The sequence below is a fragment of the Micromonospora thermarum genome, assembly GCF_012034245.1.
Taxonomy (GTDB): domain Bacteria; phylum Actinomycetota; class Actinomycetes; order Mycobacteriales; family Micromonosporaceae; genus Micromonospora; species Micromonospora thermarum.
Genome location: NZ_JAATEO010000011.1, coordinates 154,030 through 173,218 on the forward strand (window position 1 = coordinate 154,030; position 19,189 = coordinate 173,218).

Annotated in this window: 16 protein-coding genes; 11 read left to right on the forward strand and 5 right to left on the reverse strand. The window is 73.1% G+C overall.

The window, feature by feature from the left end:
- Positions 1-155: 155 nt before the first annotated feature.
- Together HCJ94_RS12660 and HCJ94_RS12665 are read left to right on the forward strand one after the other, a co-directional pair.
- Positions 156-1,403 (forward strand): hypothetical protein, encoded by a 1,248-nt coding sequence (locus HCJ94_RS12660; RefSeq protein ID WP_168001194.1) that lies wholly within the window; start codon positions 156-158, stop codon positions 1,401-1,403.
- Positions 1,404-1,491: 88 nt separating this feature from the next.
- Positions 1,492-2,343: an alpha/beta fold hydrolase gene (locus HCJ94_RS12665; protein ID WP_168001195.1), complete on the forward strand. Its 852-nt coding sequence runs from the start codon at positions 1,492-1,494 to the stop codon at positions 2,341-2,343.
- A gap of 91 nt (positions 2,344-2,434) precedes the next feature.
- Here the strand turns inward: HCJ94_RS12665 and metG are convergent, their stop codons facing one another.
- The gene (gene metG, locus HCJ94_RS12670) at positions 2,435-4,237 is read right to left on the reverse strand and encodes a methionine--tRNA ligase (RefSeq protein WP_168001196.1); all 1,803 of its coding nucleotides are present in this window, start codon (positions 4,235-4,237) and stop codon (positions 2,435-2,437) included.
- A 189-nt stretch (positions 4,238-4,426) separates the two neighbouring features.
- On the opposite strand from metG, the gene HCJ94_RS12675 reads away from it, so the two are divergent.
- Positions 4,427-5,314: a hypothetical protein gene (locus tag HCJ94_RS12675; protein WP_240944163.1), complete on the forward strand. Its 888-nt coding sequence runs from the start codon at positions 4,427-4,429 to the stop codon at positions 5,312-5,314.
- A gap of 27 nt (positions 5,315-5,341) precedes the next feature.
- On the opposite strand, the gene rsmI is transcribed toward HCJ94_RS12675, so the two are convergent.
- Positions 5,342-6,190 carry a 16S rRNA (cytidine(1402)-2'-O)-methyltransferase gene (gene rsmI / locus HCJ94_RS12680; RefSeq protein ID WP_168001197.1) on the reverse strand — a complete coding sequence of 283 codons (849 nt, stop codon included), beginning with the start codon at positions 6,188-6,190 and terminating at the stop codon, positions 5,342-5,344.
- A gap of 84 nt (positions 6,191-6,274) precedes the next feature.
- Between rsmI and HCJ94_RS12685 the strand changes: the two genes are divergently transcribed.
- The 5 genes from HCJ94_RS12685 (at position 6,275) to HCJ94_RS12705 (ending at position 13,508) form a co-directional block, all read left to right on the forward strand.
- The gene (locus HCJ94_RS12685) at positions 6,275-7,963 is read left to right on the forward strand and encodes a dolichyl-phosphate-mannose--protein mannosyltransferase (protein WP_168001198.1); all 1,689 of its coding nucleotides are present in this window, start codon (positions 6,275-6,277) and stop codon (positions 7,961-7,963) included.
- A gap of 448 nt (positions 7,964-8,411) precedes the next feature.
- The gene (locus HCJ94_RS12690) at positions 8,412-9,065 is read left to right on the forward strand and encodes an HNH endonuclease family protein (protein WP_168001199.1); all 654 of its coding nucleotides are present in this window, start codon (positions 8,412-8,414) and stop codon (positions 9,063-9,065) included.
- A gap of 19 nt (positions 9,066-9,084) precedes the next feature.
- Positions 9,085-9,462 carry an MmcQ/YjbR family DNA-binding protein gene (locus tag HCJ94_RS12695; protein WP_168001200.1) on the forward strand — a complete coding sequence of 126 codons (378 nt, stop codon included), beginning with the start codon at positions 9,085-9,087 and terminating at the stop codon, positions 9,460-9,462.
- A 165-nt stretch (positions 9,463-9,627) separates the two neighbouring features.
- Positions 9,628-10,218 (forward strand): hypothetical protein, encoded by a 591-nt coding sequence (locus tag HCJ94_RS12700; protein WP_168001201.1) that lies wholly within the window; start codon positions 9,628-9,630, stop codon positions 10,216-10,218.
- Complete coding sequence (locus tag HCJ94_RS12705; protein WP_168001202.1) at positions 10,218-13,508, forward strand: glycosyltransferase; 3,291 nt, start codon at positions 10,218-10,220, stop codon at positions 13,506-13,508. Before HCJ94_RS12700 ends, HCJ94_RS12705 begins: the two co-directional genes overlap by 1 nt.
- A gap of 42 nt (positions 13,509-13,550) precedes the next feature.
- Here HCJ94_RS12705 and HCJ94_RS30760 read toward each other — a convergent pair whose 3' ends face one another.
- A complete protein-coding gene (locus tag HCJ94_RS30760; RefSeq protein ID WP_255481006.1) occupies positions 13,551-13,673 on the reverse strand; it encodes a hypothetical protein in 123 nt (40 codons plus the stop codon).
- A gap of 368 nt (positions 13,674-14,041) precedes the next feature.
- Between HCJ94_RS30760 and HCJ94_RS12715 the strand changes: the two genes are divergently transcribed.
- On the forward strand, positions 14,042-14,698 hold the full coding sequence (locus HCJ94_RS12715) for a 4'-phosphopantetheinyl transferase family protein (protein WP_168001204.1): 657 nt from the start codon (positions 14,042-14,044) through the stop codon (positions 14,696-14,698).
- A gap of 73 nt (positions 14,699-14,771) precedes the next feature.
- Here the strand turns inward: HCJ94_RS12715 and HCJ94_RS12720 are convergent, their stop codons facing one another.
- Positions 14,772-15,245: a molybdenum cofactor biosysynthesis protein gene (locus HCJ94_RS12720; RefSeq protein WP_168001205.1), complete on the reverse strand. Its 474-nt coding sequence runs from the start codon at positions 15,243-15,245 to the stop codon at positions 14,772-14,774.
- Positions 15,246-15,599: 354 nt separating this feature from the next.
- On the opposite strand from HCJ94_RS12720, the gene HCJ94_RS12725 reads away from it, so the two are divergent.
- Both HCJ94_RS12725 and HCJ94_RS12735 read left to right on the forward strand, forming a co-directional pair.
- The gene (locus HCJ94_RS12725) at positions 15,600-15,791 is read left to right on the forward strand and encodes a general stress protein CsbD (protein ID WP_168001206.1); all 192 of its coding nucleotides are present in this window, start codon (positions 15,600-15,602) and stop codon (positions 15,789-15,791) included.
- Positions 15,792-16,078: 287 nt separating this feature from the next.
- On the forward strand, positions 16,079-16,309 hold the full coding sequence (locus tag HCJ94_RS12735) for a DUF2188 domain-containing protein (RefSeq protein WP_168001207.1): 231 nt from the start codon (positions 16,079-16,081) through the stop codon (positions 16,307-16,309).
- A 153-nt stretch (positions 16,310-16,462) separates the two neighbouring features.
- Here the strand turns inward: HCJ94_RS12735 and HCJ94_RS31170 are convergent, their stop codons facing one another.
- Positions 16,463-18,997 carry a DUF5005 domain-containing protein gene (locus HCJ94_RS31170; protein ID WP_168001208.1) on the reverse strand — a complete coding sequence of 845 codons (2,535 nt, stop codon included), beginning with the start codon at positions 18,995-18,997 and terminating at the stop codon, positions 16,463-16,465.
- Positions 18,998-19,189: the final 192 nt, after the last annotated feature.

A 19,189-nucleotide genomic window follows, 5' to 3' on the forward strand; every position in this document is an offset into this window, starting at 1 on the left:
CGATGTTCACCTCTGCTACGCCGTACGCGCTTAGCGTCGCACGGTGAATGAGCATCGCGTACGGGAGGCGACACCGTGAGCGATCATGTCGAGAGACCCGGGCGGGCCGGCAGCGTGGCGCCGCGCGTCGCCGCCGAGCGGAGCGAGGTGAGGGCGTGAGCATCACCCCCCAGGCCAGCGGAGCCGCCGGTGAGCGGACCGGGCTGCGCGTCGCGTACGGCGGTGCGGTGTACCCCGCGGAGGAGATCGCCCGCGGCGCGGCGTACGAGCTGTTCAGCGCGGACGAGGTGACGGGCTTCGAATGGGCGCCCCGCCCGGGGTCGGCGCTGCCGTGGCGCCGGTTCGTGCACGCCACCGAGGTCGCGGCGGTCCACGGCGCCTCCGAGCCGGCCGAGGAGGCGGAGGCGCCGCTGCTGGTGCCGCTGCACCGAGAGCGGGGGTGGGCGGCCGTGCACCACCTCTCCCAGCAGCCGCAGGCCGCCGACGACCCGCTGCTCGCGGCGGTCCGGCGGTCGGCGGTGATCCGGCGCGGCACCCGGATGGTGAAGATCCTGTCGGCCCGGCAGCTCGCCGGTTACGTGCGGGGCTGGCTGCCGCACGGCTTCTGCTTCCGGGAGTACGACGTCGCGCACCTGCGCACCCCGGCGGCGACGGCGGTGCTGCGCGGCGACGGCGCGGGGACGCCGGACGGCGCCGACATCACGTACGCGCTGCGCTGGCGGGCTGCCGACCCGGCGGACTACGACGTGCCGGTCGGCGCGGAGCACCGGGGGCTGACCGCGCTGGCGCCCCGGGACCGGCTGGGCGCGGCGGTGCTCGGCACCGGGTTCGTCCCCAGCAGCAACCAGTTGGTGCCGGAGTTCATCACCCGGGACTTCGCGGACCTGCCGATGCCGGCGAACGCCACCCTGCTCGCGTACCCGGCGGACGGCAGCGAGGTGGTGCTGTACACGTACCAGGCGGAGCAGCGGGGGTGGCTGCGGATGGTGGGCCCGCAGTGGCGGCACCTGCTGGCCGCGGTGCCCGGTGTGTCGCCGGACCAGGAGTACGTCCCGACCGGGGAGGCGCCCCGCTCCACCCAGTTGGTCGGCGGCTACGGCGGAGGCGACTACGAGGCGGTCTCCGACATGCCCGGCGGCTTCCGGGTGCTGGCGATGACCCGGGCGGCCCGGTACCCGGTCGACTCGGCGACCCGCCGGGTGCGGTTCGCGCGGTGGCGGGGCGTGCCGTGCCTGGTGCTGCGGGAGGAGGCCGGCTGGCTGCGGCTGCGGCTGTGCCGGCCGAGCCCGGAGGCGGTGGCCACGACCGGCGCGCAGTGCCACGAGCGGGGCGTCTACGAGACGTGGGCGCCGGGCACCGAGGTGACCGACGACCAGGTGGTGGACCACCCGTACGTGCTCTGAGGTCGCGCACCGGCCGCCGGCGCATACCGGTTCGCGGCACGGGAATGCGCCCGGGGACCGATGAGGGAGCGCGACCTCGGGAGAGAGCATGCCGTTCATCACCGTGGGGATGGAGAACTCCGCCCCCATCGACCTGTACTACGAGGACCACGGCTCGGGTCAGCCGATCGTGCTGATCCACGGGTTCCCGTTCAACGGCGCGACGTGGGAGAAACAGACCGGGCCGCTGCTGGCCGCCGGATACCGGACGATCACGTACGACCGGCGCGGTTTCGGCAACTCGGCGCAGCCGGTGTTCGGGTACGACTACGACACGTTCGCCGCCGACCTGGACGTGCTGATGACGGAGCTGGACCTGCGGAACGTGATCCTGGTGGGTCACTCCATGGGCACCGGCGAGGTGACCCGCTACCTGGGCGCGTACGGCTCGGACCGGGTGCAGCGGGCCGTGTTGCTCGCACCGTTGGCGCCGTTCCTGTTGCAGACCGCCGACAACCCGGAGGGCGTCGAGAAGAGCCTGTTCGAGGGCTTCCAGAAGGCGATCATCGAGGACCGGTTCGCGTACCTGACCCAGTTCTGCAACGCGTTCTTCAACTACCAGGAGAACAAGGGGAAGCTGGTCAGCGAGGAGGCGTTCCGGGCGCACTGGGAGATCGGCGCGCGGGCCTCGGCGAAGGGCACCCATGACTGTGTGGACGCCTGGCAGACGGACTTCCGCGGCGACCTGCCGAACATCGACGTGCCGGTGCTGATCGTGCAGGGTGACAAGGACGCGGTCCTGCCGTACCCGAAGACCGGCGCGCGACTCCAGCCGATGCTGCCGGGCAGCCAGTTGATCACGCTGAAGGGCGCCCCGCACGGCACCCCGTGGACCAACGCGCCGGAGGTTAACCAGGCGATCATGGAGTTCATCGGCGCGCCGACGATGGCCCGCGCCTGAGCGGGCCCACCACTCGGCGGGCGCGCGCAGACCGCGGCCACGCTGACACGGTGCGGCCCCGGGCTCACGAGGCCCCGGGGCCGTGCCGTCGTCAGCCGGCGAGCCGGGCCAGCTCCTCGTCCACGATCGACGGGTCGAGCTTGCGGAACACCGGCTTGGGGGCGGCCAGCGGCCGGCCCACCTCCAGCGGCGCCGACTCCCAGCGCGCCCCGACCGTGTAGTCACCGGTCAGCACCGGGTACGCCGGGCCGCCGTCGAGGTCCTCGACCTGCTCGATCACCGGCATCGGCGCGTGGACGCCGGTGCCGCCCAGCAACTCGTGGATCTTCTGCGCCGAGTGTGGCAGGAACGGGGTGAGCAGCGTGTTCGCGTCGCTGACCACCTGGAGGGCAACGTGCAGGATGGTGCCCATGCGGGGCTTGTCAGCCTCGTCCTTGAGCTTCCACGGGGCCTGCTCGGACAGGTAGCGGTTGGCCTCGGCGACGACCTTCATCGCCTCGCCGATGGCCTGCTTCTGCCGGTGCTTGCCGATCAGCTCGCCGACCGTCGCGAAGCCGGCGCGCGCCACCGCGAGCAGCGCCTCGTCGGCCTCGGTGAGCCCGGCCGGGTCGACCGGCGGGATCGCGCCGAAGTTCTTCGCGGCCATCGAGATGGACCGGTTGACCAGGTTGCCCCAGCCGGCGACCAGCTCGTCGTTGTTACGGCGGAGGAACTCGGCCCAGGTGAAGTCGGTGTCGTTGCTCTCCGGACCGGCGACGGCGATGAAGTAGCGCAGCGCGTCGGCGTCGTACCGGTCGAGGAAGTCGCGGACGTAGATGACCACCTTGCGGGACGAGGAGAACTTGCGCCCCTCCATGGTCAGGAACTCGCTGGAGACCACCTCGGTCGGCAGGTTCAGCCGGCCCAGCTCGCCGGGCTGCCCGTCGCGCGCGCCCTCGCCGGAGTAGCCGGACAGCAGGGCGGGCCAGATCACCGAGTGGAAGACGATGTTGTCCTTGCCCATGAAGTAGTAGCCGCGGGCGTCCTTGCCCTCCCCGTCGGCGGACCACCACCTGCGCCACGCCTCCGGGTCGCCGGAGCGGCGGGCCCACTCGATCGAGGCGGACAGGTAGCCGATGACCGCGTCGAACCAGACGTAGATGCGCTTGTCCGCCCGGTCCCGCCAGCCGTCGAGCGGGATCGGGACGCCCCACTCCAGGTCGCGCGTGATGGCCCGGGGCTGGAGGTCGTCGAGCAGGTTCTTCGAGAAGCGCAGCACGTTGGGCCGCCAGCCCTCGCGGGTGGCCAGCCACTGCCGCAGCACGTCGGCCAGGGCCGGCAGGTCCAGGAAGAAGTGCTCGGTCTCGACGAACTTCGGCGTCTCCCCGTTGATCTTCGACCTGGGGTTGATCAGGTCGATCGGGTCGAGCTGGTTGCCGCAGTTGTCGCACTGGTCACCGCGGGCGCTCTCGTAGCCGCAGATGGGGCAGGTGCCCTCGATGTAGCGGTCGGGCAGGGTCCGGCCGGTGGACGGCGAGATCGCGCCCATGGTGGTCTTCGGCACGATGTAGCCGTTGCGGTGCATCCCCTCGAACAACTCCTGCACCACCGCGTAGTGGTTGCGGGTGGTGGTGCGGGTGAACAGGTCGTACGACAGCCCGAGGCCGTGCAGGTCCTCGACGATCACCCGGTTGTAGCGGTCGGCGAGCTCGCGGGGGGTGACCCCCTCGGCGTCGGCCTGCACCTGGATCGGCGTGCCGTGCTCGTCGGTGCCGGAGACCATGAGCACGTCGTGGCCGGCCATGCGCATGTACCGGGCGAAGACGTCGGAGGGAACGCCGAAACCGGAGACATGGCCGATGTGGCGCGGGCCGTTGGCGTAGGGCCAGGCAACCGCCGCGAGAACGTGACTCATGACCAGCAAGCCTAGTGACCCGCGCGGGACGGCTGCGAACCAATAGGGCGCGAGTCGGTCACCCGGTGCGCCGGTCCGCCGGCCGGCTGACCCCGGGCCGACCGGCAGGCCCGAAAGGCCACCTGTCATCCGATTTGTCCCCCGACACGCGGGCCAGCATGCCCGGCGAGACGCACGGAGCGGTGTGCAATGGACACCGTGAGTGGCAGACGAGCCGACGAGCGTCCGTCCGGCCCGCCGGCCGGCGGCCGCCACGACCCCGCCGGACCACCACGCGGGAGCGCGGTGGCGCCGCACCCGCGGCCGGTACCGGCCGCACCGCCGGAGGCGGAGCCCGCCGTCGAGGTCGAGCCGACCACCGGGGCGCCGCTCGACGCGCTGCCACGTCGCGTCCCGGTGCGCCAGCCGCGCCGGCTGCGCCGCGGCCGCTCCCGGACCGGGGGTACGCCGGACGGCGAGGAGTCCTGGGCGCCGATCGAGGAGGTGCACTGGGACGGCACGCCGGTCAAGCCGGAACCGGAGCCCGAGCGCACCCGGTCGCCGCGGTTCGAGCGGTGGCGGCGACGGGTCCGCCGGCCCGCGCACCCGCCCGACCCGCTGCCCGGCCTGGCCACACTGGTGGCCCTCAGCCTGGTGGCGGCGTTCTTCGCCTGGGTGAGCGCGGCCCCGCTGTGGCTCGCGGTCGGGCACTCCACGTCCGGCCGCGTGGTGATCGACGACTGCACCGGCGGCGGGCTCACCCAGCGCTGTCGCGGCACCTTCCTCGCCACCGAGGCCCGGTGGGTCGCGCACGGGGTGAGGGTGAGCGGGGTGCCCGCGGAACGGGCGACGCCCGGCAGTTGGGTGGCGGCCCGGATGACCGGCCCGGACGCCAGCACCGCGTACGTCGACGCCGGAGCCGCCGCGCACCTGCGCTGGCTGCTCGGCCTGCTGACGGTGACCGGCTGCGGCGCCGGGATCGCCCGCTGGACCGGGGCCACGCGGCTGGCCGACCGCCGCGCCCGCCGCTGTGCGATCGCCGCCTCGGCAGCCGGCCCGTTCCTCATCACGGTCGGCTTCCTCGCCGCCGCCTGGTAGGCGAAGGAAGGGTCCCTCCTTGCACCCTCAGCGGTGGACCACGTCATAGACCTCGCGGCGGCGCAGGCCGTACTCGGCGGCGACCTCGGTGACCGCGTCGCGACGGGACCTGCCGGCCGCCTCCCGCTCGGCGACCGCGGCGCGCAGCGTGTCGTCGTCGGGCCGCTCGGCGGTGACCGGTGGCGCGCCGGCCACCACCAGCGTGATCTCGCCGCGCGGCTCGCCCTCGGCGGCCCACTCGGCCAACTGCCCGAGCGGGCGCCGGAGCACCTCCTCGTACGTCTTGGTCAGTTCGCGGCAGAGCGCGGCGGGCCGGTCGGGGCCGAACGCGGCGGCCAGGTCGGCCAGGGCGCCGGTGATCCGGTGCGGCGCCTCGAAGAAGACCAGCGTGCGCTCCTCGGTGGCGAGCGCGCGGAGCCGGGACCGGCGGGCGGCGGGGGTACGCGGCAGGAAGCCCTCGAAGCAGAACCGGTCGCTGGGCAACCCGGAGAGGGCCAGCGCCGTGGTGACCGCGCTGGGACCGGGCGCGGCGGTGACCGGCACCCCCGCGTCCAGCGCCGCCCGGACCAGCCGGTAACCGGGGTCGGAGACGCTCGGCATGCCACCGTCGGTCACGAGGGCGACCACGTACCCGGCGACGAGCACGTCGACCAGTTCCGGCGTACGCCGCTCCTCGTTGCCCTCGAAGTACGAGACGATCCGCCCGGGCACGGTCACGTCGAGGTCCCGGGCGAGGCGGGTGAGCCGCCGGGTGTCCTCCGCGGCCACCACGTCGGCGGCCTCGAGCACCTCGCGGAAGCGGGCCGACGCGTCGGCCGGGTTCCCGAGCGGCGCGCCGAGGAGGATCAGGCGTCCGACATCGGACTTTTCACCCACGAGACGGCGCTCCTTCATCGACGGCGGTAGGGATTGTTGGGACGACGGCCGCCACCGGCCACCTTCGCAGCCTACGATCGCGGGGTGACTCAGGCGTCGACAGCGCACCCCGCCGGCCAGGCCGAGCCGGAGCACGCCGCTCCCGAGGACCGGGACCAGGCACCCGGCGACCGGAACGGCGACGTCCCCGGCGTGGTCCGGCGCCGGCTCGCCACCGTCGACGCCCACCTCGACGGGCGGTCCTGGCTGGCGACCGCGGTGATCGTCGCGATCGCGGCGATCCTGCGCTTCCTCAACCTCAGCCACCCGCCGGGCAAGGTCTTCGACGAGGTCTACTACGCCCGCGACGCGTGGGGCCTGGTCGACAAGGGCGTCGAGTGGAACTACAAGGACGGCGGCCCGTCGTACGTGGTCCACCCGCCGCTCGGCAAGTGGCTGATCGGGCTCGGCGAGTGGGCCTTCGGATACTCCGACGCCGAGCACCGCCTCTCGGCCGCCGGGCACCTGGTCACCACCGCCCCGGAGTTCGCCTGGCGGTTCTCGGCGGCGGTCGTCGGGACGCTGTCCGTGCTGCTGCTGGTGCGGATCGCCCGGCGGTTGTTCCGGTCGACCGTGCTGGCCTGCGCCGCCGGCCTGCTGCTCGCCCTCGACGGGTTCCACCTGGTGCTGTCGCGCACCGCGCTGCTCGACATCTTCCTGCTCTTCTTCGTGCTGGCCGCCTTCGGCGCGCTGGTGCTCGACCGGGACGCCCGCCGGCGCCGCTGGGCCCGGGCACTGGAGGCCGGGCTGGACCCGGCCCGGCCCGGTCGCGCCGGCCGCCCCCCGGGTGGCTGGCGGAACTGGCCGTGGTGGCGGCTGGCGGCCGGGGTGCTGTTCGGCTGCGCCTGCGCCGTGAAGTGGAGCGCCCTGTACTTCCTGCCGGCGTTCGCGCTGCTGGTGATCCTCTGGGAGGTCGGCGTGCGCCGCTCGGCGGGGGCACGCCGGCCCTGGCGGGACACCCTGCTCGACGAGGTGCCCTGGCTCGTGCTGGCCGGGCTGCTGATGGTGGTCACGTACGTGGCCACCTGGTCCGGCTGGCTGCTGGGGGACGAGGGCTACTACCGGGTGATCGACGCGCAACGGTGGCCGAACGCCCCGCTGAGCGACACCCCGGTGATCGGGGCGCTCGCCAACCTGATCGAGTACCACAAGGCCGCGTACGGCTTCCACGCCCAGCTGGACGACCCGCACAAGTACCAGTCGTGGCCGTGGCAGTGGCTGCTGCTGGGCCGGCCGGTCGCCTTCTACTGGTCCGGTGACGGGTCCTGCGGGGCGGCGAGCTGCGCCTCCGAGGTCCTGCTGCTCGGCACTCCCCTGCTCTGGTGGTCGTTCCTGCCGGCCCTGGTCGCGCTGGCCTGGCTGGGCCTCGCCCGGCGGGACTGGCGCGCCGGGGCGATCCTGCTGTGCGTGGCCGCCGGCCTGCTGCCGTGGTTCTGGTTCGCCGTCGACGGCGGGCGCACGATGTTCTCCTTCTACACCGCGCCGACGCTGCCGTTCCTGGTGCTGGCGGTGACGTACGTGCTGGGGGCGATCGTCGGCCCGCCCGACCCGGCCGGGGACGCCGCGGCGCGGGAGGCCAGCCGGGACCGCCGGCTCGTCGGCGGCGTCATCGCCGGGGCGTACGTGCTGCTGGTGGCGCTCTGCTTCGCGTACTTCTATCCGCTCTTCGTCGGCGAGACGATCCCGTACGCCGACTGGTCCAACCGGATGTGGCTGGACGGCCGCTGGATCTGACCGGCGACGATGTCGTGTCCGGCGGCACGCCGCCGGACACGACACGGTCGGATGACGGGAAAAGGGCCCGCACGCGCTGCGTGCGGGCCCTTTCACGTAGACGCGCGCCCCGATCGCCTGCCACGGGGGAAGCGGGCGATTGGAGCGCGCAGGGAGAGCTTAACCAGCCCGGAGCAGCGGCACAACGGGTCGACTCGGGTCAGATTTCCGACCGACGCCACGCCGGACAAGTGGTTTACCTGCGACAGGTGACGGTCCGTCAGCCGACGGCCACGTGACGAGACGGTTAACGCGAGACGGTGCGAATCGGACCGGTCGGCCGAGCCGGCGACGGATTCCCGCCGTGTATCGATGGATTTAACATCCTCGTCATCCCCTGTGGGGTCCGCCGGCACTCGGCACGACTGCACTGTCGGCCGACCCCCCGACCGATCGGATGGAGTACGCGATGACCCGCACCCTCCGCTGGCTCGGTGGCCTTGTGGCCGCCGCCACCCTCTCGACCCTCGGCCTCGCCGCTCCGGCGCGTGCGGCGACGATCTCGGTGCCGCTGCGCACGCTCGTCGCCGACCTGCCCGTCGCGTCCGAGGTACGCACCGGGTACTCCCGCGACCTGTTCCCGCACTGGATCGACGCCGACGGGGACGGCTGCAACACCCGGTACGAGGTGCTGATCGCCGAGGCCACCACCAGCCCGTCGGTCGGCTCCGGCTGCTACCTGTCCGGCGGTCGCTGGTACTCCTACTACGACGCCGCCTACTGGACCAACCCATCCGATCTCGACATCGACCACCTGGTGCCGCTCGCGGAGGCCTGGGACTCGGGCGCCCGCAACTGGACGACCTCCCGCCGGCAGTCGTTCGCCAACGACCTCGGCGACGCGCGGTCGCTGGTGGCGGTGACCGACAACGTCAACCAGGCCAAGGGCGACCAGGATCCGGCGACCTGGCTGCCGACGTACGAGAAGTGCCGCTACGTCCGGGAGTGGGCGGCGGTGAAGACCCGCTGGCGGCTGAGCGTGGACAGCGTCGAGAAGAACACGCTGACCAGTTGGGCCAACTCCTGCTCGAACGTTACGGTCACCGTGACCCACGCGTACTGACCGGGGAGGGGCGAGGCGGATGGCCCTGCTGGAGCGCGTACGCGCCATCTGCCTCGCCCTGCCCGAGGTCACCGAGCGGCCCAGCCACGGCTCGCCGACCTGGTTCGTCCGCGGAAAGAGCGTCTTCGTCACGTTGCACGCCGACGGCCACCACGCCGACGACTTCCCGCACCTGTGGTGCGCCGCCCCGCCGGGCGCCCAGGAGGCGCTCACCGCGGCCGACCCCGGCCGCTTCTTCCGGCCACCCTATGTGGGCGGTCGCGGTTGGCTCGGCGTGCGCCTGGACGGGCCGGTGGACTGGCCGGAGATCGCCGAGCTGTGCGAGGACGCGTACCGGGTGATCGCCCCGCGGCGGCTCGTCGCCCTCCTCGACGACGGCGCGGCCGACCGGGGATGAAAGCCCTCGCACGCCGAATGTCCCATCCTGGGCTTGCTGGGCCGTTTGTCGCCGTCTGCGCCTGATCCGCCCGGGATTCGGTATTTTCACATTCCGAAGACAAGGTGCCGGAGGGCTCCGGAGAAGCGGACATAAGGCACCTACCGCCCCTCTAGCCTCGGCCGGGTGGCCGCTCACATTCACCATCACCAGACGCCGTACGTCCCCCTCGGAACGCCCGGCCGCAGCGCCGGTCAGCCCGTGACCGCCCCGGTGTTCGTCGACGTCACCGGACGGCGGCACCGCCTCGTCCGCCTCTGCGGGCTCCTCGTCGCCGCCGGGTCCCTCGTGTACATCCCGCTCGTCGCGACGGCCGTCCTACCTGGACCGGCCGCCCCGTACGGCGGTTCGGCACCCGCGGACGGCCGCTCGTTCCTGGCGGCGGCCGACCAGCCGTCGGTCCCGCCCGGCGAGGCCGACGTGCTGCTGGATCCGCTCGACGCTCCGCCCGCCGAGACGGCACCGGTCGTCGAGACCGAACCACCCGGACGGCCACCGGCACCCGTGGACGCACCGGTGGACCGGGGGCCCGATCCGGCCCCCCCGCCACCCGCCCCGCAGGCCATGCCCACACCCGGCGGACCGGCCACCGTTCCGCCGACCAACCCGGAGCCCGCCCCACCGCCGTCGCCCTCGCCGACGGGCACCCCGCCCTCGCCGTCGCCGTCCCCGCCCGCCACGGACCTCCTCGACCCGGTCGGACGGTGGCCCGCCTGATGGCCCGTACCACGCTCGCCGCGTCGCCCTCCCGCCGGCGGCGCCCCGCCCGCCCCGGGCTCCGGACCGGCTGGACGGTCTGGTCGACGCTGTTCACGGTCCTGCTCTGCGTGCTGTTCGTCGAGGCGTACGCGAACTCCGAGTTCGTCCCCGACCACGTCCGGGAGAGCGGCGGCCAGGCGCAGGTGCCCGCGGGGATCCGGTCCGGCGGCCCGGTGATCGACACCACCGAGGGGCGGGCGACCTCGTACCGGATGTCACCGCGCACCATCGCCCTCACCTTCGACGACGGCCCGGATCCGGTGTGGACACCGAAGGTCCTCGACCTGCTGCGCCGGCACCGGGCCGAGGCGACGTTCTTCGTGGTCGGCAGCCAGGTGGCCCGCCACCCCGGGCTCACCCGGCGGATCGCCACCGAGGGCCACGAACTGGGTGTGCACAGCTTCAGCCACCCGGACCTGACGGTGCTGCCAGCCTGGCAGCGGCGGTTGGAGTACTCGCAGACCCAGCAGGCCATCGTGAGCACCGCCGGGGTCCGGACCAACCTGCTGCGCTTCCCGTACTCGTCCATGCCGCAGGCGATCGACGACAAGGCGTGGGCGGCGATCCGGGAGGCCGGCGACCTCGGCTACCTGACGGCGGTGAACGACACGGACAGCCGGGACTGGTCGCGACCCGGCCCCGAGGCCATGGTCCGCAACATGACGCCGCCGCCCGGACAGGGCGCGGTGGTCCTGCTGCACGACGCGGGCGGTGACCGGTCGCAGACCCTGGCCGCCCTGGACCGGTTCATCCCGATGATGACGGCCCGGGGATACCGGTTCACGACCATCAGCGACGGCGTCGACCGGGCGATGGCAACCGACGAGGAGGGGGCCGGACCGGTCGCGGGGAACGCACCGGTCTCCGGCCTCGAACGCTGGCGCGGCGGATCGGTCGTCCTGGCCGTGACCATCGCCGACCTGTTCCTCGCGGCGCTGCGGTGGCTCTTCCTGCTGGTCGGCCTCCTGATGCTCGCCCGTACGCTGCTGCTGCTCGTCCTCGCCGGCCGACACGCGCGACGCCGGCGGTCGCGGCGCTGGCCGTGGGGTCCGCCGGTCACCGAACCGGTGTCGATCATCGTGCCGGCCTACAACGAGCAGGCGGGGATCGTGGCCACCGTCCGGTCGCTGGCCGACGGGGACCACCGGGGCATCGAGGTCATCGTCGTGGACGACGGGTCGACCGATGGGACCGCCGACCTGGTGGAAGCACTCGGCCTGCCGAACGTCCAGGTCGTCCGCAAGCCCAACGGCGGCAAGCCGAGCGCCCTGAACACCGGGATCGCACACGCCCGGCACGAGATCATCGTGATGGTCGACGGGGACACCGTGTTCGAACGCGACTCGGTCCGCCGGCTCATCGAGCCGTTCGCCGACCCCTCGGTGGGGGCGGTCGCCGGCAACGTCAAGGTCGCCAACCGCACGGGGCTGCTCGGGCGGTGGCAGCACATCGAGTACGTGATCGGCTTCAACCTGGACCGCCGGCTGTACGAGACGCTCGGCTGCATGCCCACCGTCCCGGGCGCGATCGCGGCGTTCCGCCGTCGCGCGCTGCTCGCCGCCGGCGGCATGAGCGACGACACGCTGGCCGAGGACACCGACATCACCATGGCCGTCCTGCGGGCCGGTTGGCGGGTCGTGTACGAGGAGCGGGCCCGGGCCTGGACCGAGGCGCCCTCCTCGCTGGGGCAACTGTGGCGCCAGCGCTACCGCTGGAGCTACGGCACCATGCAGGCGATGTGGAAGCACCGCCGGGCGGTGTTCGACCGCGGTGCCTCGGGTCGCTTCGGCCGGTTCGGCCTGCCGGTGCTCGCACTGTTCGGGGTGGTGCTGCCCCTGCTGGGCCCGGTCCTGGACCTGATGGCCCTCTACGGGCTCGTCTTCCTCGGCGCCACGGAGACGGCCGTCGCGTGGGTGGCGATGCTGGCGGTCCAGGCGCTCACCGCACTGGTGGCCTTCCGGCTCGACCGGGAGCGGATCGCTCCGCTGTGGTCGCTGCCGGTGCAGCAGTTCGCGTACCGGCAACTGATGTACCTGGTGCTGGTCCGCTCGACGGTCACCGCGCTGACCGGGACGCGCCTGCGATGGCGGAAGCTGAAGCGCGCCGGCGACCCGGCGGTCGGAGCACCCCGGGACCCGGTCGCGGCCGGGGGCGGCCGGGACCGATGGTTCGACCTGCTGCGCTCGGTAGCCCTGGCCCGGGTGATCGTCTACCACATGTTCGGCTTCGCCTGGATGAGCTGGGCCTTCCCCGCCATGGGCGTCATGTTCGCCCTCGGTGGCTCACTGATGGCCCGATCGCTCGACCGGTCACCCACCGGTGCGGTGAACGACCGCCTCCGGCGGCTCCTTCCCGCGCTCTGGGTGATGGGAGCCGTCGTCGTACCGGTGATGATCTGGCACGGCTGGTCCGACCGGCCGGCCTGGCCCGCGCTGCTGACCTGGGTGTTTCCGCTCGCCGAGCCGCCCGGCAGCGACTGGGCCCGGGACGTCACCGGTGTGCTGTGGTACCTGGTCGCGTTCCTCTGGCTGGTCCTGCTCTCCCCCGTACTGCTCGGGTTCTACCGGCGGTGGCCGCTGCCGACCGCGCTCCTCCCGCTCGCCGTCGTCGTGATCCTGCAGACCGCGACGCCGTCGCTCGGGCGCGCGGTCGTCGACTCGGTGGCGATCGACCTGGCCACGTTCGGGGCCTGCTGGATCGCCGGCTTCGCCCACCGCGACGGCCATCTGCGCCGGATCCCGTGGGCCGCCGTGGTGGCCCTGGCCGGTGTCTGCGCGGCGGGCGCGGTGGGCTGGGTCTGGACGCACCCGGAGGCCGGGTTCGACCTCAACGAGATTCCGGTCGCTCAGGCGTTCTACTCGCTCGGCTTCGCGCTGGTGCTGCTGCGGATGGCACCGCGGCTGGCCTGGCTGCGCCGGGTACGGCCACTCGACGGGCTGGTCACCACGCTCAACAGCCGTGCCCTGACCGTCTACCTGTGGCACAACGCGGCGATCGCGGTCTGTTTCGTCGTCGGCAACCAGGTCGACGCCTGGGAATTCGGGAAGATTGGTTACCTGGCGGTGGCGCTGGCGATCCTCGCCGTGGTCGTCGTGCTGCTCGGCTGGGTCGAGGACGTCAGCGCCAAGCGGAGACCTACCCTGGCCCCGTGGCGGACCCGGGCGACGCCGACGCCGGGGCGGCCACTTCCGGCCCGCGTACCGGAGCCGGCACCGCCGCCCCGGCGACGGACGACTGTGGGGCGCTGAGGACGGCGGCGTCGTCCCGCTCGGGCGACGCCGCCGTCCGGGTCAGATGGGCCTCGGCTGCCGGGGCAGCCAGCCCATGAACCGGTCCTGCAGCGACGTGCCGGCCGGCGGCGGCAGGTCCTGGGTGGCGGCGGCGAGGCAGGACCCGAGGTACACGGCCAGCATGCCGCGATCGAGTCGGTACTCCCTCAGCAGCAGGTCGCGCTTCGGCTCGCACGGCCAGTCGGCGCCACAGGTTCCACAGGTCCATTCGGGAGGGGACGGGGCATGTTCCCCCGCCGTGGACAACGGGGATTCCGCAGCACCGGTCATCGCGCTCCCTCTCGCAGCCGCGTCTCGACCCGGCCCAGGGCAGTTGCCATCGCCAGTGGACGGCCCTCGCACCACCGGGTACCGGCCCGTTCAGCGCCGCGAAACGCTCCGGCGTTACAGGGTTGCGGTACGTTGACCGACCATGGTCGTCGACAAGCTGACGGTGGACCGGGTGCCCGCCGGGCGGGAGCGCGTCACGTCGTACCTGTCCGGGAGCTCCGATGCGTGACCTGCTGCCACCGGTGGTCGCGGTCGTGGTGGCCGAGTCCGCCGACTGGGTGGGCGACCTGCTGCCCGCCGAGCTGGCCTGCCTCGGCGAACGCGCGGTCGAGAGCCGGCGGCGTGACTTCACCGCCGGCCGCGTCTGCGCCCGGCGTGCCATCGCCGCGCTCGGCCTGCCGCCGACCGCGGTGCCGGCCGCAGCCGACCGCGCACCGGTCTGGCCGGCCGGGGTGGTCGGCGCGATCACCCACACCCGCGGCTACTGCGCCGCCGCGGTCGCCCGCGCCGGGGAGGTCCGGTCCGTCGGCCTCGACGCCGAACAGCACAAGGACCTCACCCCGGGGGTACGCCGCGCGATCCTCCTGGACGAGGAGGAGGATCACCTGGCGCGGCTGCCGGTGGGCGTCTCCTGGCCGGCGGTCGTGTTCAGCGCCAAGGAGACGGTCTACAAGGTGTGGAACCCGCTGGTCGGCACCTGGCTGGACTTCCACGACGCGCATGTGGAACTGGACCCGGAGGCCGGGACGTTCACCGCCCGGATCGCCCCCGCCCGGGTGGCCGACGCCCCGGTCGTCGACCCGCCGGCCGTCATCTCCGGCCGCTTCGCCGTCGAGCCGGCGCTGGTCCGCACCGCGGCCGTCCTGCATCCGGAGTGACCGTCCCTTCACGTTTCCCGAAGCGCGAGGGGGACCCTGGTGCCTCGGATCTTCGTCCGGTGGCCGGTCCCACCTAGGTTTCGACCGCGACGGAGACCGGGCCGACGCGGAGGACGCCGTCGTCCAGTGGTGTGCAGCGGACGCCGCCCTTGCGGCGCAGCGCACGGAACGCGCCCGGACCGATCGTGACGTCCATCCACGCGCAGGGGTTCGCCGGGCGGTTCACCTGGAGCCGGACCGGCCCGTCACCCGAGTCGAGCGTGAGCACCGAGCCGACCAGGTCGTCCACCCCGATGCCGGCGGTGAGGATGTTCCGCCGTACCTGCACCAGGTCCACGCCCGGCGGCAGCGACTCCCGGGCGATCACCGTGACGCTCGCGTTGCGGTGCGCCGGCTTGCCGAAGTAGCGGTCACCCACGATGCCCAGGCCGGCCCGGAGGTGCACCTCGTCGACGAGTTCGCCGGGCGGCGCGGGCGCCGGACCGTCCGCGGGCCGGCCCACGTAGCGGTGCACGGGCGAGGCCAGCAACTGGACGATCTCGGGCACGCCGCCGAGTCTACGAAGGGATCCCGGCGCGTCCCTGGCGTTCCGCAATACCACGCCTCCGCCGACGTCGGGTCGCAGCGCCGGCCCGAGAGGCGACGGGCACCCCGCCTCGGCCGGATAATCCTTCCGGGATGGTGTCGAGACGGATGACCGCGGCGTCGACTCCACCTGAAGATCGCGCCGCTTCAGCTGGAAGGCCCCATCCGGGCGCCGTGGAGGGCACCGGCGTGACGCACCTCACGTATCGGGTGCGCCGGGACGGATGAGGCCGGCCCGTTTCACCTCCCTGCTGACGGGGACGCGTGCCACGGGGCGGGGAACTACCCTGTCCGCCGCGCCGACAGGGGAGGCGACATGAGCGTGGAGCGGGCGACCGACAACATCGAGCAGCTCGCCGGCCCGGCTCGGGCCCGGATGGGCGACTTGAACCGGAACGAGCGGTCCGAGGCGGAACGGGTACGGAAGCACGACGAGATCCGCGGCCAACGGCCGGGCGAGCACGTCCAGGAGGACGCCCGGGACACCCCGGACAACTTCACCACCTGATCTTCGTCGCTCGATGGCCGCCTCCGGTGCCCCGGGGCGGCCATCGGTCCTGAGGTGGCGACCTGGACACGCGGGTGGCGGCGGCGACCGCGCGAGGGTTGGAGCCGGCGAAGCGGGAGACGTACGAGAACGGCGTACGGAAGATCACGTACGTCGATCCGACGGCAACGAGTCGGCTTCGGCGGAGCCCCGCTCTGACGTACGACTGACCTCTTGGGACGTTTCAGGCACCCACGATCTCGGGCAGATATTCGTGACCGACCATGCCGACCAGGGAGGCCACGACCATGGCAAAGGGCGACATCGAGACGTACCCGCAGGACGGCCAGTGGAAGAACCGTCCCGAGGGCAACAAGCGTGCGAGCAGCGTGCACGACACCAAGGCGGAGGCGGAGGCCACCGGCCGGGAGATGGCCAAGCAGCGCGACGCCGAGCACGTAATCAAGAAGCAGGACGGCACCATCGGCGAGAAGAACACCTACCCCCGCAGCCGCGACCCCCGCGAGATCCCCGGCTGAGCCGCTTGCACCGGCAAGGGCCGTCTTCCCGCTCGGGAAGACGGCCCTTGCCGTTACGGGTGGGTGTCGGTGGTGCCTACGAAGATCCGGACATGGGTGCGACCGCCTCGGACTACACGTGGTTCTCGGCTGGTTGAGGGCGACTGACCCGGCTCACCGCACCGTCACCGCGACCGTCTCGCTGGGCTGACTCTCGGTGGTGTCGTCGGTGGTGGTGACTCGGAACTCGTACCGGTGGCCCTCGACCAGCAGCACGGCAGTCGACTGGGTCTCGGTCACCGAATTCTGGTCGGCCCGCCACGCCTCCCCGGCGGTCGCGTCCCGTAGGTACACCCGGTAGGCGAACCCGGGACCGGCCGACTGCCAGCTCAGTCGCACCTCGTCGGAGCCGGCCGCCGTCGCGACGAGCCCGGTCGGGGTGGGCAGTTGGGGCGTTGCCCGGACGGGTTCGCTCAAGGGGCCGGGACCGGCCTGGTTGACCGCGGCCACCGCGAACTCGTACTCGTGGCCGTTGCGCAGCAGCGCGATGGTGGCCCGGTCGCCCTGCACGGGCACCTTCTCCTCGGTGAACTCCCGCTCCCGTGCGGTGAGGTCGCGCCGGTAGACCCGGTGCCACCCGCCCGGCACCGACGACCGCCAGGTCAACTCGACGCTGCCCACCCCGGCCTTGGCCCGTAGGTCGCGCGGCGCGACCTGGGGCGGGGTGAACCGGGCACGGACCCGCACCGGGGCGGAGAGGGCCCCCTCGCCGCCGCTGTTGACCGCGCTCACCGCGAACTCGTGCTCGTGGTCGTGTTCGAGGTGCAGGGCGAGGTGCTCGGGCTGGGTGTCCAGCGAGGGCATGTCGAGGCGGGTCTGCTTCCGGGTGAGGTCCCGGCGGTAGACCCGGTAGGAGATGCCCGACCCCAGCGTCTTCCAGGTCACCCGTACGTTCCCGTCGGTCAGTGGAACGGCGGTGAGCCCGGCGGGCGGGGCGGGCGGGGTGACGAAGGCGGTCGCCCGGGCTGGCGCCGAGGGTGGGCTGTTCCCGCCGCCGCCGACCGCGACCAGGGTGAACTCGTACGTCCGGGCGTGCCACAGCGACCGCACGGTGGCGCTGGTGCCGATGTAGGTGCCGACCAGCGTCGCGTCCGGCCGGCCCTCGGTGATGTCGCGCCGGTACACCCGGAACACCTGGACGAACGGCAGCGGATCCCAGCTCAACGCGACGTCCCCGGCGACCCCGGCCACCGCGCGCAGGCCGCCGGGAGGCGGTGGCGGCGGCACCGTGGCCGTCATCCGGGCCACCGGCGACGGCGGGCTCTCGCCACGCTGCCCGACGGTGGTCACCTGGAACTCGTATTCGTGGCCGTTGACCAGGAAATCGGCAGACCAGCGGGTCGCGGTCGTCGGCTCGCCGAGCCGGACGAAGTGGGTCTGTCCGGCGGTGACGTCGCGCCGGTGCACCTGGTGCCGCAGCTCGTCGTCGGCTCGCCCCGCGCGCCAGGCCAGGTCGGCGTTCCCGGCACCCTGGGCCACGGCGGTCAGCTCCTCCGGTGCCGGCGGCAGGTCCCGCCGGTCCGGCCGGCGGCGCGGCCAGTCGGCCTCCACGAAGCGCGGCCGGTAGACGGCGGCGTCGGCGTACGTGACCGCGTCGTCGAAGTTGTTGACGTTGTACGAGATCAACAGCTTGCCGGGCCTGGCCAGCTCCGGGTGCAGGTCGGCGTCGTAGACGATGTGCCCGGCCGCGTTCTCCGGTGCCCGGTACAGGTAGTCGGGCCCCTCGAACGGCCCGGTCGGTCCGGCCGCGGAGTACGCCACCAGCTCGGCGCTGAGCGCCAGGTTGTTCTCGTGGGTGACGAGCACGTACCGCCCGCCGACCCGCTGCACCCCGTACGCTGTGCCGACGCCGCTCAGCACACGGGCCGAGGCGGCGACCTGCGGCACCCAGGTGGTGCCGGTCCAGAACTCCCACGCGCCGCTCAGGTCGTCACCGGCGATCCGGGCGACGTGCGCGAACTTCGCCTCGCCGGCCGCCTCGGTGCCGTACACGTAGGTGTGCCCGCCGTCCCGCAGTAGGGCGGAGCCCCAGGAGATCCGGTCGTCGAGCGGCAACGGTCGGACCCCGGTCGGGGTGAGCGCCGGCAGCGTGAAGGTGGCCAGCGCGGTGCCCATCAGGACGTGGTCCAGCGGCCCGGCGCCGGTGCGGCGGTAGCGGTTGACCAGCACCTGGAGCGTCTCGCCGACGACCTGGGCGTCGCCGATCCAGTAGAACTGGCCGGCCGCCGGCGGCGGCACCAGCGACGCCGGCACCTCGGCCGTGCCGCCGTGCACGGTCTCGCGCAGCTCGTCGCCCTGCTGCACCACGGCCGAGTTGTGGATGAACGGCGCGGTGCGCGGTCGCGAGCCGTCCGCGTTGACGGCGCCGAGGAACGTGTCGGAGAAGAGCCAGAGGATGCGGCCGTCGGGAAGCCGTACCGACGCCGTCCGGTCGGCGCCGCTCCACTGGCCGGAGGCGTCGCCGTAGGTGTCGAAAAGGGCGGTGAGCCGGGCCGCCGCGATGCCGCCGCCCTGCTGCGGCGACCGCGGAACGGCCGCAGCCAAGGCAGCAGCCAGGGCCGCCACCAGGCAGATCGCGTACAGGACGAGCGGCCAACGGGCCTGTCGGCGTGCGCCGCGCCGCCCCGGGCCGGAGTCGGCCACCGTCACCAGAAACCCCCGTCTACTGGTTATTCGTCCCGCAGAGTGCCATGACCTCCGGTTGCGGCGGTAGCGGTCGGACGGGTGGATTCCGGTTCAGTGTCCACTGTGCGGCCTACGAACTGGGCTGCACGGTTCACCACGAGCAGGGGCTGATCCACCTGACGATGCATCTCTGCCGCGGCCGGATCAGCTCGCGAT